The organism is Methylomonas stagni, from assembly GCF_050154735.1.
In the GTDB taxonomy this organism is placed as follows: domain Bacteria; phylum Pseudomonadota; class Gammaproteobacteria; order Methylococcales; family Methylomonadaceae; genus Methylomonas; species Methylomonas koyamae_A.
Genome location: NZ_CP189557.1, coordinates 109,000 through 124,564, shown reverse-complemented (window position 1 = coordinate 124,564; position 15,565 = coordinate 109,000). Strand labels below are relative to the sequence as shown.

Sequence of the window (15,565 nt, the reverse complement as noted above, 5' to 3'; positions counted from 1 at the left end):
GTCCGTACGCACCGACTGCCGGTAGAGTAAATGGCTTAGCCTGAAAATCGTCGGTTAAAACGCCGGCTAGCGGTGCCGCGATGCCAGCGATTGCGGGTGACGTGGAGATTGCGGCGCCGATAGGCTTAGCGCCGGCCGGGATTTGGCATGGTCGCGGGAAGTCGAACGGGACTACTCAAGACCGACAAATTCATTTTAGGATGCACGACTAACCTCAAGTCATGCCTGAGCCAAACGGCGAGCATGGCCCAGGCGACTTAAATACCCTCGGCACTCACGGTGCGCAATTCACCACCAGTTCCTGACTGTACTGACCAACTTCCTGGTCCTTGGACATGAACACGGCGGTGTAGCGGCGCAGTTCCGGCTTGCCGGGCGTCAGCAGCGGCCGGCGATCGACGAAGGGCGAAACGGTGGCGCGGCCCAGCAACACCCAGTCGCTGTCGATGTCGCGCTGGCAATAGAGATTCACGCCATCGCTGCGGTGCTTCACAAAACTCAGTACCACCACCCCACCGGTTTGATCGTTGCCGCTCAATTTGGGGTTGGCCGTGGACAGATCGCCGGTCCGGCTGCTGCTGTCGATACCCAATTGCGCACCGATACCGTCGGTGTAATTGGCGCGCGCCTTGATGCGCCGCACTTCCGCCCGAATCAGGTTTTCGGATGCTTTACGACTGTCGCTCTTGTCGGCGGTGGCCTGCTTGGCGAGCGCGGCGGCGTTGCCGGCCAGCCGAGACTTATCGTGAAAATCGGCGTTCGCCGCCGTCAGCGCCGCCAAGTCGGCATCCGCCACGCCGTGTTCGGGTTTCAGATTGGCCAGGAAATGGTCGAACCAGGCCAGAAAGTCGTGATCGGCGTTCGGGATAAACGTGGATTTGGGCATGTTAAATTCCTCGATGAATGAATTGAATCCGCCCACCTACTCCAGTTTCGCCACCGGCAACGCCCGCGACGAGGGTATCGGCGTTTCCGTGCCGTGTTTTTATGTTGGAAACACGTCCTTCCGCTTTCCAGTGACGTGCTTCCACGGTTCCGTGACATCCTTCCAGCGCTCCGTGACGTGCCTCCAGGCTTCCGTGACGTCCTTCGAACGTTCCGTGACATCCTTCCAGGCTTCCGTGTCGTGATTCTACAGCCCCGTGAAACCAGAATCGCCGGAAGCCTTGCCAGCCGTAGCCTGCAGCGGTTTTCCCCCAACGTTGGAAACACGTGTAAAAACCGTTCCGGGACGGGCAAGCAAAGAGGCTTACCGCCAGCCGCGTTGAGATGCGCGCCTATTCGCTCGCCAGCGAGCTAACTTATGCAGAAAAGCTAGTGGATTAGCAAACGCGCGCCCTCTTTGAGCGTTCGAAAGAATAGTCTATAAATTGGAAACAGCATAGAATAGCCGCTAACGACTTCGCGTAGGCATTTTTCCATGCGCTATGCTCGCGGCTCGTTGCGTTTGGAAAGTTAGCGGGCGGCTTACGACCCATTGCGGTCTATCGTTCATTCTGATTCAATGACCGCAATTTGATGTTTCCCAGTCATATATACTTAGCTCCGATAATATACAGAAACTATCGACTTCCCTATTAGACACTAAGAGTTACTATATGCCCATAGACTTATCTGAATCATTGGTGATTGGAATTTCTGCTACAGCTCTATTTGATCTTTCTGAGGCCGATAGAATTTTTAGGGAGAAAATTGACCATGATCCAGATACGGCAATGGAAGAATATAGAAGCTACATGCTCCAAAATGAATCGACCGCTCTTAGCGACGGCACAGGAATGCCGCTTGTAAAGGCACTGTTAAACTTGAACAAGTACAAAAAAGATGGGGAGCCACCAATTGTTGAGGTAGTTGTGATGTCAAGGAATAGCCCGGAAACAGGTTTCAGGGTACTTCGTGAGATACGGAACAGAGGATTGAAAATATCTAGGTCGGCATTTACTGCTGGCGAATCAAATGTAGATTACTTAGAAAGTTTTTATGTGGACTTGTTTTTAACTACAAGCGAGACAGATGCACAGCGTGTTATTGATAGTGGAGTATGTGCTGCTGCAATTGTAAAAGCCCCACCTACAACAAATGAACATTTACCAGACGATCAAGAGCAAGTGAGATTTGCTTTTGACGCTGATGCCGTAATATTTAGTGAGGCTAGCGAAATTGTAAATCAGATAAAGGGATTGTCCGCATTTCATGAAAATGAAGATTTAGAACAGGATACTCCTTTACCAGAAGGGCCTCATGCCAAATTACTTAAAAAACTTTCAAAAATGAAGGAAAGGTTGCCAGGAAGAAAAGAGTATTCCCCAGTTAAGCTTGCAATTATTACTGCAAGAAACAGCCCTGCTGAAATGCGAGTCGTTAAAACTCTTAGAGAATGGGATGTTTACGTTGATATGGCATTCTTTCTTGGTGGATTGCAAAAAAGTAGATTTCTAAAGTCTTTTAAGCCACACATATTTTTTGATGATCAAGACTCGCACTTGGATCCAGCATCGTCAGATATACCTTGTGCCAAGGTGTTGTATCCGAGCAATTCCCCATTGAAGCAAATAATTGCAAAGAAGAATGGCTAACCCAATGCTCCAGCCGATTTCACCAAAGCTTCGCCGCTGAACTTCGCGATAGAGTTTAAGCAGCGTCGGTTACTAATATCATCAAAGGATGTAAATGCAGAATTTAGTAAAACATACACTATACCTATTTTTATGGATTACTGGATTAACCGCAGCCATGACCCTGGCAGGAATTGGCTATGCTTGGTTTTTTTCAGAATCCAAAGAACTCCAATATTTAGAACTACTAATTAGCTCTGTAATTATTGAAGTAATTGCCGTAATCCTGATGCTTGCAAAAAAAGGAATAAAGTATCTTCCTGATACACAAACTGATAAGGAACCAAAAGACACGCTCAAGTTCATGGAAGATTTCATTTCTGCTGGAACAAGTGCGACAGTTGTAAGTAATAGAGTTTCATGGCTAGCAGGAAACGATAAGCTGATTTCTATTCTTCAATCCAAGATTGAGAAAGGAACTCGTATCGAAATTATTACCCCCAATGAAGTTTCAGAAATACTAAAGACAAATCTTAAAGGTGCGTCTTTTATCGTCACTAAAGAAATTGCCTCACCAGAAGCAAGGTTTACTTTAGTCAATGGTGATCGTAGTGGAGCAGAAAAACTTGCCATCGCGCGAGGCGTTCATCCTGATCATGAGATAACCATATTTGACAATAATTCTGGCCCTCAAATAATTGCAATGGCAAAGGATATTATTAGGAAATCAAAGGAACTAGCAAATGCCTCATAGATGGTGCAACTCTGCGAAGATACGTAGAGATCAAATAGAGTCCGGTTCAGATTTGACGTTTAATGAGGTTTTTCGGCCTCTTATTATTAATCTTATTAGAAGCTTATCTCCGAAAAATGTTCTTGAGGTTGGTGCAGGTACGGGTCACCTTTCCAAGGAACTATTTAACTTAGGGTTGACCGTAACTGCTATCGAGCCATCTTTAGGTATGTATGAAGTAGCACGGGATGTGTTGTCCTTTACAGATGTTAGGTTGATTAATTGCGCTTCATTCGAATTGGAAAAAGATAAGTCATACGATATTGCTTTTTCACACCTAGTCGCTCACGTCGTAGATGACTTAACAGGCTTCTTTAAGTCGGTTGGCCAACATTTAGAGTGCAACGGCCACTTTATTTTTACTATTCCACACCCTTGCTTTTATAACGAATACAAGAATTTCTTTGGGGATAAGTACAACTATATGACGCCAATGACAAAAAATGTGTCATTCACTATTACCAAAGACTCAAAAAACGTCATCAGTGACGTTCCCTATCACCACCGCCCTTTGTCTGAATATTTCAATAAGCTGGTGGCGTCAGGATTTGCAATTGACGGATTTGATGAAACTTATCCTGATGATGAAATACAAGCTAAATATGGCGCTAGGTGGGAATCTCCCCGTTACTGCGTTTTTACCTGTAAAAAGCTTTAGCAAAGCGCCATTTTCTGACAAATTCTTCGCTGCACTCAAAAATTGCCGCAGAGTTAAGCTTTAGGCTATACATATGGATGAAACTGAGAAAAAGTTAATACGTGAATATTTTGAATCTGTAGCAAAGCTACAGGATCAAAATATTGTGCGTTCGGATAAAGTACTAGGTGATCTTGGGGAATGGCTTTGCGTTAAGAAATTTGGCCTGGTATTGGAGGAGAGCGGTAGACACCCAGGTTATGACGGAAAGATCAATGGCGAGAAAGTCCAAGTCAAAGTTCACAATTCTCCTGAAAGAACAAATCTTTCAGTAGGTGACCCAGAAAAATATGATCACTTAATTGTTCTAATAGGGCCAAGAAGTAAATTGAGAATTGGTAGTAGGGATGAAGCATTTCATGCGTATTGTTTCACCTCTGCTGAAGTAAAAAATACGATGGCTAGAGATTCTGGGTATTACTGCGCGAAGGGAACACTAGAGGCAAAGTCTCATAAATCAATTGACTATAAAGCCTAACCACTGCGTTAACATAGACGCTCACTTCGTTCTCACCTGTTACTCTGGCCGTTAAACGAGCACCTTCCAGCATTAAGCGGCCATTCAAAAATTTACCTGGATAGGCCGCTTTTGGCCGATTTTAACTTTCAGCCCGGAAGTGTGCTGCGGTACGAACCGCATCGATCAAGAAAGTGAAGTAGGTTGCAACGATGACAGACCAGCAACCGGCCTTATTCAAGCTTTCATCGTTACGTGAAATTAGGTGTTTATTCCGAGAATGGGGACATGAAATCGATTTGCCTAAGATAGCGGCTAGAGAATTACGCGATCGATGCGGTTGATTTTGTTCACCGCGTCTACGTGCTTACGATTCTCGTCACCGGTGTCGGCAGTCCCGCAGGGTGAATCCGTGCAATTCCCTTTGCGCCATCCCTCCATCGCTCGGCAAACCGGCTTTAGCGGGCGAACCTCAAGCAGCCAAATCCAGAATTATTAACCCGGCCCTACTGATCTGGTATTCCGTTCGGGCCGAGCTCGGCTAAGCCCGGACCAGTACGCCCTTCGACAGGCTCGGGGCGAACGGTTTTTAGGGGCCGGATGAATAGAAGATACGCAAGAATCGGAAAATACCGGGATACCAGTCCGTGGCGATTTTGGAAAATCATGATAATTCCAAAGACTCCCAGTAACGAGGAAACATGCTGATGCGCCGCTTCAGGGCCAATGGCAAGGCCTTGTGTATCCAGCCTAGCCGATACCCCAACAATTTCAGCGCGGAACGCAAAATGCATTCGGGTATGCGCCAAGTTTGCCCCAACTGCATGATGTGTTTAACTTCTGAAATGACAAAACGCCGCCCTTCCCCGCGCGCCTTACCAAATTGGCGCTCAATCCAGTCTTCCTGGCCGTAAAACACGCCAATATCGAAATAGCGCCGAAACTCTTGCCAAAGAGAATAACTGTGCGAATGAACGACGAGAGCGTCGGCTTCATACCGAACGCTCCAGCCGGACAGCAGCATTTTAGCGGCAACATAGGCGTCTTCGCTGCCGATCACGTCGAGTGGAAATCCGCCGACCGCATCAAGGGCCGTGCGTCTGTACGCGGCGAACGAGTCGGAGCTGAAGCAAGTCTTGATACCCAAGCTGGCGGAATCGGAAAGTTTCTTGGTTCTGCTTCGCGCGGGGTAGTTGAAATAACGGGCGTGCGCTTCAAGAGTGCCGGCTTCCGGGCGCGGCAACTGCCGCCCGTATGCCACGCCCACGTTGACATCCAACAACACCGCATCCCGCAACTTACGCAAACTTTCCGTATCGGCCAAGATCGCATCCTGCGTCATAAAGATCAGTATGTCCGCAGACACCAAGTGGCTGGCCCAACGCCGAGTCCCGCCATGGTTGAATGTTCCCGGCGGAATCGTTTCGACTCTAGCGCCCGCCGCCAAACAACGTTGAACGGTGTCATCCGTCGAGTGACTATCGACTATCAGCCATTCATCGGGTTGCAAAGACTGGCTCGCCAGTGCCGGCAACAGCCGATCCAAGTGCTGACTGGCATTCCAAACGGGAACGATGACTGCGGTTCGTACTAATTCAGTATTCATCTACTTACTCCTAGGGTTCAAAAATAAATTCAAAATTTCAACGACGTCTGTGATGGCTCAATGCCGGGCATTTGCGTGACGTCCAAAACCAACTGCTCGCTTCTCGCTGAATGCAAGTCGCTGCCTATCTGAATCCGTACTCCCGCTGACTTAAACGCCTCGCTCTCATCGAAAGAACTCGTGCTGTAATAGCAAGACCCTGGCGACGAATTACCGAGATCGTCGAGATCTTTGGCCAGGTTGAGTGCTTTCAGTAAGGTGATCGGCATACGCAGAGTCCCACAATTTGTTTGATTAATCTGTTAACTGCGACCTCTAATCGAGGTCATGACGACGGTGTCGTTTATGCCCGCCGGCCGCTGACTAAATCATTGGTTGAGGCGTTTCCGACCCACTTGCTAAAAACAACGCAAACCCCATGCCGATTTATTTGAAATACATAAGCAGTTGAATTTAAATAGACAAATTGATCTTTGTAGGAAAGATAAGGCTTATGGCAACATCAAACCGAGACGACATGTCGTATATCTGCGATATTTCGCCCCGGTTTGTCATGACTACTGTCATCGGTGTCAAACCGCTTCGACAGGTCACTCAACCAAAACAGTGAAGGCGCGTAAATTTGGGCGGCTCTATTGGCCGACTTTTACCTTCAATCTAAAATCGCCGCGATAAATCCAATTCAATCCTGCCATGGACACACCATCCCATCCGTTACCGCCGGCTGACCGCGCTCAAACCCGGCTGTACTATTGGGTCTTGGCGGCGATTGTATTGGGTGGATTATTCGGCCATTTCGATGCGGCGCATGCGGTGGCATTGAAGCCGGTCGGCGACGGTTTTATCGGCTTGATCAAAATGCTGATCGCGCCGGTGGTGTTTTGCACCGTGGTGCTGGGCATTGCCGGGGCGGGCGACATGAAGAAAGCCGGGCGCGTCGGCTTTAAAGCCCTAGTGTATTTCGAAGTGGTATCGACCTTTGCGTTGGCCTTGGGTGTCATAGTGGCCAATGTGCTGGCGCCGGGCCAGGGCTTTAACGTCGATCCGGCCAGCCTGGATGCGCCGGCGGTCGCGGGTTTCGCCAAGCAGGCCGGTCAACAAACCGTCGCCGAGTTTTTCTTACACATCATCCCCAAAACCTTTACCGACGCCTTCACCGGCTCGGGCGATTTGCTGCAGGTGTTGCTGGTCTCGGTGCTGTTTGGGCTGGCGCTGCAGAAAATGGGCGAAGCCGGGCGTTTGGTGCATCGCTTTGCCGAGGAATGCGCCCATCTATTCTTTGCGATGATGAACGTGGTCATGAAGTTGGCGCCGATCGGCGCGGGCGCGGCGATGGCTTTTACCATCGGCAAATACGGCATAGATGCCTTGAAACCCTTGGCCGCGTTGATGGGCTGTTTTTATCTGACCTGCGCGCTGTTCGTGGTGCTGGTGCTGGGCGGGATAGGTAAACTGACCGGTTTCAACATCTTCAAGCTGCTGCGTTACCTCAAGGAAGAGTTGCTGCTGGTGCTGGGAACGTCTTCGTCGGAATCGGCACTGGTGCCGTTGATGAATAAACTGGAGCGCTTGGGTTGTTCGCGGTCGGTGGTCGGCTTGGTCGTCCCTTCCGGCTATTCCTTTAATTTGGACGGCACCAATATTTATCTGACCCTGTCGGCCTTGTTTATTGCTCAGGCGTTGAATGTCGATTTGAGCTTGTCTCAGCAATTGACCTTGTTGTTGGTGGCGATGTTGACGAGCAAAGGCGCCTCCGGCGTGACCGGCGCCGGCTTCATTACGCTGGCCGCGACGCTGGCGGTGGTGCCGGCGGTACCGGTGGCCGCCTTGTCGCTGATCTTGGGCATAGACCGCTTTATGTCGGAAGCCCGCGCCTTGACCAATCTGATCGGCAACGCCGTGGCAACCATCGTGGTGTCGCAGTCCGAGCGCGAGCTAAATCAGGCCCAACTGCGGGCGGAATTGGAGGGTGGCGTTCGCGGCTAGAGCCGCCGCTTAGCCTGCTTCAGCCGGGCGCCAAACGCCGGTTTTTCCTTCGGTAGAAGTATGGTCTAGCGCCGATTTTATCGAATCGCGCCTTAAAATCTCTCATCGGCTACGGGCGTTGAGAAGAGCGGGAACGAAGCCGAAGCCAAGTCTGGAAACTAGACCGTTCCTTGCGTAGAGACTTGCTCAAAACCCGCTTCTGTGGCACTATCCGGCGATTTTTCACGAAACAATCAATCCCTTTAAGGAGTCAGCAGATGGCGGGTCGCAATCACCTTTTTGTCCCAGGTCCAACCAATACCCCACACGAAATCTTGAGCGCGATGCACGTGCCGATGGAAGACCACCGCTCGCCGATCTTCCCCAAGCTGCTGGCGCCGATTCTGGAAGACCTGAAAAAAGTGTTCCGCACCGAAACCGGCCAATGCTTCGTGTTCCCGGCCACCGGTACCGCCGGCTGGGAAGTGGCAATGACCAACTGCTTGAACCAGGGCGACAAAGTATTGATTTACCGCTTCGGCCAATTCGGCCATTTGTGGGCGGAAGCCGCGCGCAAATTGGGCTTCGACGTGGAAATCCAGCAAGTCGAATGGGGCAAGGGCATTCCTTTGGACCACCTGGAAGTGCGCCTGAAAGACGACAAAAACCACGAGATCAAAGCCGTGTTGGCGACGCATAACGAAACCTCGACCGGCGTCACCAGCGACATCCCCGGCGTGCGCAAAGCGCTGGACGCGGCCGGCCACCCTGCCCTGCTGTTCTCGGACGGTGTCAGCGCCATCGGCAGCATCGATTTCCGCCAAGACGAATGGGGCGTGGACGCCAGCATCGCCGGTTCGCAAAAAGGCTTTATGCTGCCGGCGGGTTTGGCGATTTTGGGCTTTAGCCAAAAAGCCCTGGCGGCGATCGACAACAGCAACTTCCCTCGCTCGTTCTTTTCGCTGAAAGACATGGCGGCCTCCAACAAGGACGGCTACACCCCTTACACCCCGTCCACGCCGATGTTGTACGGTTTGCGTAAAGCGCTGGAATTGTTGCTGGAAGAAGGCATGGAGAACGTTTACGCCCGCCACTACCGCTTGGGCGAAGGCGTGCGCCGCGCCGTGGCGGCCTGGGGCTTGCAAACTTGCGCCCAAGCAGGCTGGGCTTCGGATACCGTCACCGCCATCGTGGTACCGGCCGATAAAGACGCCCGCCACGTGATCAGCACCGCTTACAGCAAATACAATATTTCGCTGGGCGCCGGTTTGAACGAAGTCGCCGGTAAAGTATTCCGCATCGGCCACGTCGGCGACATGAACGACGTATCCTTGCTCGGGGCGATTGCCGGTGTGGAAATGGCGATGCTGGACAACGGTTTCGATATCAAGGCCGGTAGCGGCGTCGCGGCCGCCGTCGAGTATTATCGCTCGACCGCCAAATAAGCCGGCCACGCCTGGGCGACCGAATCGCCGCCCAGGTTGTTAACATGGTCAGGCTATGTTGCCGGTTGCGGAATGTCGCAACCGGCACCAAAACGCGACAACACTGCACCAAAGTACAACCCACTGCCGGACTGGCGCCAGCTCAGCCGACACGCGATACTGATAACAATCAATAACTTATAAAACTGGCACCTGAATTGCTTGATGCTTTGCAACGTAAAACAGGAGCATGCCATGAAACTCAAGCAGTTATTGATAATGCTGTTCGTCGTTACACCCGCGATTACCCAGTCCCGCGCCGATTCCCAGCACAGCGCGTTCGCGCCGGAATTCGCCGACACCGTACACCTGCCAGACCAATCGGCATGGCAAGCAAAGTCCAGCGGCTGGACTGCCTTCTGCGCATCCTCGGCCTGCCGCGGCGAAGACTCGGTGTCATACTTGCCGAAATCGTCCGCGCGAACCGGCGTTCCCGCCGGCGCAACCGGTCGGTCCTTCGAAGTCGATTGGTTCGATTACCCGGCCATCAGCAGCGGTGCCTGGGCCTTACTCCCGGATTTCAGTTACCGCCTGACGATAGCCGAGTCGGCGAACCCGCCTCGCCAAAGCCGACTGGCCGCTCTACCCAATTTGCCGATTGCTACCGCCTGGTTCGGTTTAGGGAGCTTGCTGGGCTGCCTGGCCTTACAGCGCAGGCGCTACCAAACTTCGCGCAGCCGTTAAGCTTCCTGTAGCCCCCGAATGCGCGGAGCGCGGGGCAATGGCGACTAATGATAGGTAATGGCCATAACACCCAGGTTTGCGGGTTTCTAAGCACCTGTTAAAGCTAACTCAAGCTCCGCGGGCTTCGTCAGCCGGACCGACCGAGGTTATACTTGAGACTTCTCCAGTAAACTCAAGGTGTCCCACATGCCCAAGCCCAAGGTATTGATTAGCCGCCGCTGGCCGGCCGGCGTCGAAGCGAAGTTGCTCAGTCTATACGACGCGACGCTGAACCCCGAGGACCGGCCTTTGGATACCGACGCATTCCGTGGCGCCATGCAAACATACGACGCGATTTGTCCCAGTGTCTGCGACACCCTCGGGTCCGACATTCTGAATGCCGCCAACCGGCGTTGCAAAATCATCGCCAACTTCGGCGTCGGCTACAACCATATCGACATCGATGCCGCCCGCGCCAACGGCTTGGTCGTCACCAACACGCCGGGCGTTTTAACCGAAGCTACCGCGGATATCGCAATGACTTTGCTACTGATGTCGGCGCGGCGCGGCGCCGAGGGCGACCGGCTGGTACGGAGCGGACTATGGAGCGGCTGGTGTCCGACCCAAATGATGAGTAGCGACGTCACCGGCGCCACGTTGGGCCTGATCGGCTTCGGCCGTATCGCTCAAGCGATGGCCCGCAAGGCGCACCACGGCTTCGGGATGAAAATTCTCTATGTCAAACCCACTCCGGCCGATCCCGAAGTGGTCGACGATCTGCATGCGGAACGTTGCGCCAGCATCGACGAGCTGCTGCCGCGCTGCGATTACGTCTCCTTGCATTGCCCCGGCGGCAATCAGACCCGTCATTTGATGAATGCCGAACGTTTGCGACAGATGAAGCCAACGGCGCATTTGATCAATACCGCGCGCGGCGACGTGGTCGATAGTCGCGCCTTAATCGACGCGCTGACCGAAAAACGCATCGCCGGCGCCGGCCTGGATGTCTACGAAAACGAACCGCATCTGGATCCCGGCTTCTTGAAGCTGGACAATGTCACGCTGCTGCCGCATCTGGGTAGCGCGACGATCTCAACGCGAACGGCGATGGGGGAAAAAGTGCTGCGCAATCTGCAGGCGTTTTTCGCGGGAGCCGAACCGCCGGATCGGGTCGTCTAAACGCTGGCCGCCGCGCCGACTCCGTTTAGCGACTTATTATTGGCAAGCCTCGATCGCGGTGGCTTGGAACGTCAAATGTCCGTGCAAATTCGATAGGTTAAACGTACCCGGATTAGTGCCGTAACCTTGGGCACCGAGCGCGCCGGACGCGGCAATGATGTAATTGCCTGGCGCCAGTTTAATGGTCAAACTTTCCAAGGTGTCGTTGGGATTATTGGAGAAGCCATCGGCTGGATTATGCGAATTGACCGCCGCGACAAAGGACACCGCGCTCCAATTACCCGCTTGGTTGCCGCAGCCCCAATTGTCGAGCGCGTTGAATTGGCCGACGTAGTTGCCGGGACCGGATGCGGTGGTATTCCGGTAGGCAGAGGCGATTCCCTGCGCATCCCGAACGGTACCGGTATCCAGCGCGCTTTGCACCTTGCCGACGCCGAACGTCGTCGGATTTAAGCGTTCGCTGGAGTCGTCGTGAGTTTGGTAATTCATCACGCCGCGAAACACGCTAAAACCGTTGTCGATATAGTTTCCGGTACTGTCGTCGACATTCCAGGTGATCGTGACCAACGACGCCTTGGCCAGCCGAAAATTAAAGAAATCTACCTTATGAGTATCGCCCAAGGTGCCGATAGGCCCGGTCGCCAAACTATGGGTACCGTCGCCCCAGCCCCAGTCGGTAACATCGTCGACATCGACGGTCGCGCTGCTAAGATCCGCATCGTAATGCACGTTACTGAAGGTACCGACACCGGTGTAAGACTGGTAGGTGCCGTTCCAGTAAGCCGGATCGTTTAGCGGCCGACCGGAGGTCGTATTCAAGGTCACCCCCGGTCCGGTGACGGATGGATTCGCGCCGTATTGCGCCGTGGACTGGGTCTTGCCGGCCACCGTTAAGTCGCCGATTTGCGCCCCTTGATTCAAATCGTAGTACTCGACATGCGCAAGCGCCGGCGTCAACGATCCGCTCGCGCCAAGCCACAAACCCAACAAAATTCGAGATACGTTGGCGCATCCGCGATGCTGCCTTTGTCTGCCATCGGAATCTAACACGGTATTCTCCGTTCTTGCTTCATCATCGTTTACTTGCAAACAGCCCGCTCGGGCCGGCATTCGATCGGCCAGCCACTGCCTCAAAACATATAGTTCCAGCGCGCCGAAAACGCACCGGTGCGCTCCAGCTGATAACCGTTGACATAATCCTGAATCGGCTGCAGCCATTCCAAACTGAAGGTATGCCCGGCGAATTTGCCGCCCGGCACAGCCACCTGAAGCCCCAAACCGATGTCCCAGTAATGGCCGCCGGAATTTTGCGGGTAATCGACGGTGGAGGTCAGATTATGCGCCAGTTGCGTAGTCTGGCCTTGCAGCAAAGCGGTCGGATTCAATTGGTATAAATCGCCCTTCAGCTTGTTCTGTTGGGTGTAAACGCCTCGTACCGTACCGGACAGCCAAGGCGTGACTTTGTAGCCGGCCCAAGTCGAACCCTGATAGGTATCGCCGAGCGCATAACCCGATTTGTTTTTATCCTGCAAGCGTTTGACCGCGCTAAATTGAGCGCCCCAGAACACGTCGTCGTGCTCGCCGGTGTAGGTCAGCGTCGGTTTGAAATCCCAAGTACCGCTGCCCGATTGCATGCCGTAATCTTGCAAGACCTTGATATTGGCTTGATAGAAATGATCCGCCCCCAGGCTGTCCGGCACGTTGACCGTGCTCAGCGTCGTATGCGGAATCGCGACATTGCCGGTCGGCGCGCTAACGCCGATACCGGCGTGCAGATGGTGGGCCGTGTCGTCGAACAGCTTGACCAGCGCGATCAGCGAGGTATCGCCCAGATCGAACACGGTGTGATGCATGCCGGCATAAAACGAACTGGTATCGGTGACGTAATGCTTTTCGGTGTAGGTCGAGTTCGGCGTGTAGTTCGCGGCACGCAGGTCGTCGCTCATGGTCATATCCATGTCCATTAGCTGCGGCATCACCATCAAATTCAGCCAGTCGGTCGGCGCATACATGATGTCGAGCATATGCATGCCCATATGCATCGACGCCGGCTTGACCAAACAGCCGTTGAAGGCCGGTACGCCGGAACCGTAACCGGGGCAACCGCCCGCGACGATTTGGGCGTCGGATACCGCCTGGCTGCCGTGCAGCATGGTGCCTGCTTGGCCGTTGTACATATACATATAGCCGACCATGACATCGTCGGCCTTGGGCATCATGTGACCGAACATCACGCCGGCCGGCACCGGCGCGCCGTGATGATGATGGTGGTGATGCGCATGCGGATCGCCATCGCCAAACAAGCTGTCGATCAAACTGCCGTCGCCGCTGAGCAAACTGCCGGGCGCCGACAGATTGATGTTGACGCCGGCGTGGGCGAGATAGTAGCTGTAGTCCGCATAATCGCTGCCGCCGCCTCCGCCCAGCTTGAAAGCGCTGGCACGCTGGTAATATTCGAAGCCGGCTTCCAATTTAACCGCCTTGCCGATTTGCTTGGACAGTATCACGCCGCCGCTTAATGCGCCGAACCCCGATAAGCGAAAATCGCTGGAATAGAAGCCGTCGGCCCGCGGTGCCAAGTAATACGGCGCGAAGAAATCGGCCTTCGATTGCGAGTAATAACGAACGCTGGGCGTCACCGTGATGCCGAACGGTAGCGATTGCAACCATTTCATCTCGAAGGTATGGGCGTCGATTTTCCAATCGTCGTGGTAGTAGCGGTAATCAAAATGCAGCGCCGCATCCAGCGCCGGAAAGTAATGATTGACGCCCCCCGAGAATGAAAACAGATTGCGCTGACCCGGACGGTTTTCCCTGAACAATTCCGGGCCGACAATTTCCAGCTTGCTGATAGCCTTCCAATCGATCGCGGAATTGGCCCCGGTATTCGACAAGGCCAAATATTCTTCTGGAGTGATTTCACCGCGCACATAAACCGTCTTGTAGGCATTACTCAGAAAGCCGGACTGGTGCGTGAACGAGCCGGCCAAGTTCAGCAAGGTATTCTTGTCGAGCACGTGCGAAATCGCCAAGTTGACGCCGTGAAACAGGCTGTTGGCGTTCAGACTGGAATAATCCGTACAGGTACTGATTTCGCAATCGGCCGGGTGAATGTGGCCCAGGCCCAAACCGGACGGGGTATGGGAATGCCCGCCATTGCGAAAAATCGCATTGCGAGTAACCGAATACCCACCAGACACCGTAGTCAGCTTGTCGTTGAATTCGTGACTGAAGTTCAGGCTACCGAAGTTGGACTGAAAGTCCGGCTCTTCGGACTGACCGCCGGTAATGCCCAGCGTGGTGTCATCGAAATAGTATTTGAGCCCTAAAACCGGCTGGGTTCGCGTTTCCAGCGGCTGGGTCTGAAACCGCTGCACGGCTTTGTCGTTGGCGGGTATGAAATTGTTTAAGGCCGCGTCGAAACCCGCCAAGCTGGCGATCTGTTGATTGTTGGCCAATACATCTTGCGGAATATTATTACCGTAGATCGCCGCATCGGCGTCGTTCAGCGACGTCAAAATGCTGTTATAGGCCTCTTGATAGAACGACGAAGTTTGTAACAGACTCTCCGCGCCGGACAAGGTGGCCGCCGAAACCGCCGATGCGGCGGATACGACATCCGCGTAGTCCTTGCCGTTTTCGGTGGTCTTGATCGCTACCGGCTGGTTGGTCATCGCCGACGGCAAACTGTAAGCCGGCGACGCGCCGGTGTAGGTGTCGCGGTCCAGGCTAAAGTTGAATTCCAAGCGGTCGTTCAACGGAATAAGGCCATCCGCGTGAAAGATCTGGACGTTCATCCGCCCGCTGCTTTCCTGATAATAACCGTACTCGGTATTGCCCTCGGCCTGAGTGGAAGGCACGCCAGCCGCGCAATCCAGCCCCGGCAAACTCAACGCGGCGGTCGTCAGAGCCGCCAGCGCCTTGGATTTTTCGGATTTAATTGCAGCCACAACCGCCTCCCGATCCTGAACGGCCGCCTTGCGCGGCTTCCCTGCTGGTAAAGATATGGTCGCGGATGTGATTCAGATTGGGGTTCGGGTCCAACGACATAATGTCCTTGGCCATCACTCCTCGTTCCCACGGCGCCACGTCCGCACAAGCTTGGCAGCCCAGCCACGCTAGGGCCAGGTACGCCGCCCGCTTTAATTTCCGCTGCTTATCCATGA

The 15,565-nt window shown here is 53.4% G+C and carries 14 protein-coding genes; 8 read left to right on the top strand and 6 right to left on the bottom strand.

Annotated features, from left to right (window positions below):
- Positions 1-274 precede the first annotated feature (274 nt).
- Positions 275-886, bottom strand: a complete 612-nt coding sequence (locus ACP4CD_RS00570; protein WP_426992925.1) for a hypothetical protein — start codon at positions 884-886, stop codon at positions 275-277.
- A gap of 712 nt (positions 887-1,598) precedes the next feature.
- On the opposite strand from ACP4CD_RS00570, the gene ACP4CD_RS00565 reads away from it, so the two are divergent.
- The 4 genes from ACP4CD_RS00565 (at position 1,599) to ACP4CD_RS00550 (ending at position 4,523) form a co-directional block, all read left to right on the top strand.
- Positions 1,599-2,576, top strand: coding sequence for a 5'-nucleotidase (locus ACP4CD_RS00565; RefSeq protein WP_426992924.1), 978 nt, complete (start codon positions 1,599-1,601; stop codon positions 2,574-2,576).
- 94 nt (positions 2,577-2,670) lie between these two features.
- Complete coding sequence (locus ACP4CD_RS00560; protein ID WP_426992923.1) at positions 2,671-3,309, top strand: hypothetical protein; 639 nt, start codon at positions 2,671-2,673, stop codon at positions 3,307-3,309.
- On the top strand, positions 3,299-4,006 hold the full coding sequence (locus ACP4CD_RS00555) for a class I SAM-dependent methyltransferase (RefSeq protein WP_426992922.1): 708 nt from the start codon (positions 3,299-3,301) through the stop codon (positions 4,004-4,006). The genes ACP4CD_RS00560 and ACP4CD_RS00555 overlap by 11 nt, the downstream gene beginning before the upstream one ends.
- 73 nt (positions 4,007-4,079) lie before the next feature.
- Entirely contained in the window at positions 4,080-4,523 is a 444-nt protein-coding gene (locus ACP4CD_RS00550) for a hypothetical protein (protein WP_426992920.1), read from the top strand.
- Between the two features lie 643 nt (positions 4,524-5,166).
- On the opposite strand, the gene ACP4CD_RS00545 is transcribed toward ACP4CD_RS00550, so the two are convergent.
- Positions 5,167-6,108 (bottom strand): glycosyltransferase family 2 protein, encoded by a 942-nt coding sequence (locus ACP4CD_RS00545; protein ID WP_426992919.1) that lies wholly within the window; start codon positions 6,106-6,108, stop codon positions 5,167-5,169.
- Positions 6,109-6,137: 29 nt separating this feature from the next.
- Entirely contained in the window at positions 6,138-6,377 is a 240-nt protein-coding gene (locus tag ACP4CD_RS00540; protein WP_313729715.1) for a hypothetical protein, read from the bottom strand.
- Positions 6,378-6,801: 424 nt separating this feature from the next.
- On the opposite strand from ACP4CD_RS00540, the gene dctA reads away from it, so the two are divergent.
- The 4 genes from dctA (at position 6,802) to ACP4CD_RS00520 (ending at position 11,399) form a co-directional block, all read left to right on the top strand.
- Complete coding sequence (gene dctA, locus ACP4CD_RS00535) at positions 6,802-8,094, top strand: C4-dicarboxylate transporter DctA (protein ID WP_426992918.1); 1,293 nt, start codon at positions 6,802-6,804, stop codon at positions 8,092-8,094.
- Positions 8,095-8,351: 257 nt separating this feature from the next.
- Positions 8,352-9,518, top strand: a complete 1,167-nt coding sequence (locus ACP4CD_RS00530) for an aminotransferase class V-fold PLP-dependent enzyme (protein ID WP_281020930.1) — start codon at positions 8,352-8,354, stop codon at positions 9,516-9,518.
- 234 nt (positions 9,519-9,752) lie between these two features.
- Complete coding sequence (locus ACP4CD_RS00525) at positions 9,753-10,241, top strand: hypothetical protein (RefSeq protein ID WP_426992916.1); 489 nt, start codon at positions 9,753-9,755, stop codon at positions 10,239-10,241.
- A gap of 186 nt (positions 10,242-10,427) precedes the next feature.
- The gene (locus tag ACP4CD_RS00520) at positions 10,428-11,399 is read left to right on the top strand and encodes a 2-hydroxyacid dehydrogenase (protein WP_426992914.1); all 972 of its coding nucleotides are present in this window, start codon (positions 10,428-10,430) and stop codon (positions 11,397-11,399) included.
- A 36-nt stretch (positions 11,400-11,435) separates the two neighbouring features.
- Here ACP4CD_RS00520 and ACP4CD_RS00515 read toward each other — a convergent pair whose 3' ends face one another.
- The 3 genes from ACP4CD_RS00515 to ACP4CD_RS00505 form a co-directional block, all read right to left on the bottom strand.
- Positions 11,436-12,449, bottom strand: a complete 1,014-nt coding sequence (locus ACP4CD_RS00515) for a hypothetical protein (RefSeq protein WP_426992912.1) — start codon at positions 12,447-12,449, stop codon at positions 11,436-11,438.
- Between the two features lie 80 nt (positions 12,450-12,529).
- Complete coding sequence (locus ACP4CD_RS00510) at positions 12,530-15,349, bottom strand: DUF3570 domain-containing protein (RefSeq protein WP_426992910.1); 2,820 nt, start codon at positions 15,347-15,349, stop codon at positions 12,530-12,532.
- Positions 15,336-15,563 carry a DUF4266 domain-containing protein gene (locus tag ACP4CD_RS00505; protein ID WP_064025112.1) on the bottom strand — a complete coding sequence of 76 codons (228 nt, stop codon included), beginning with the start codon at positions 15,561-15,563 and terminating at the stop codon, positions 15,336-15,338. The genes ACP4CD_RS00510 and ACP4CD_RS00505 overlap by 14 nt, the downstream gene beginning before the upstream one ends.
- Positions 15,564-15,565: the final 2 nt, after the last annotated feature.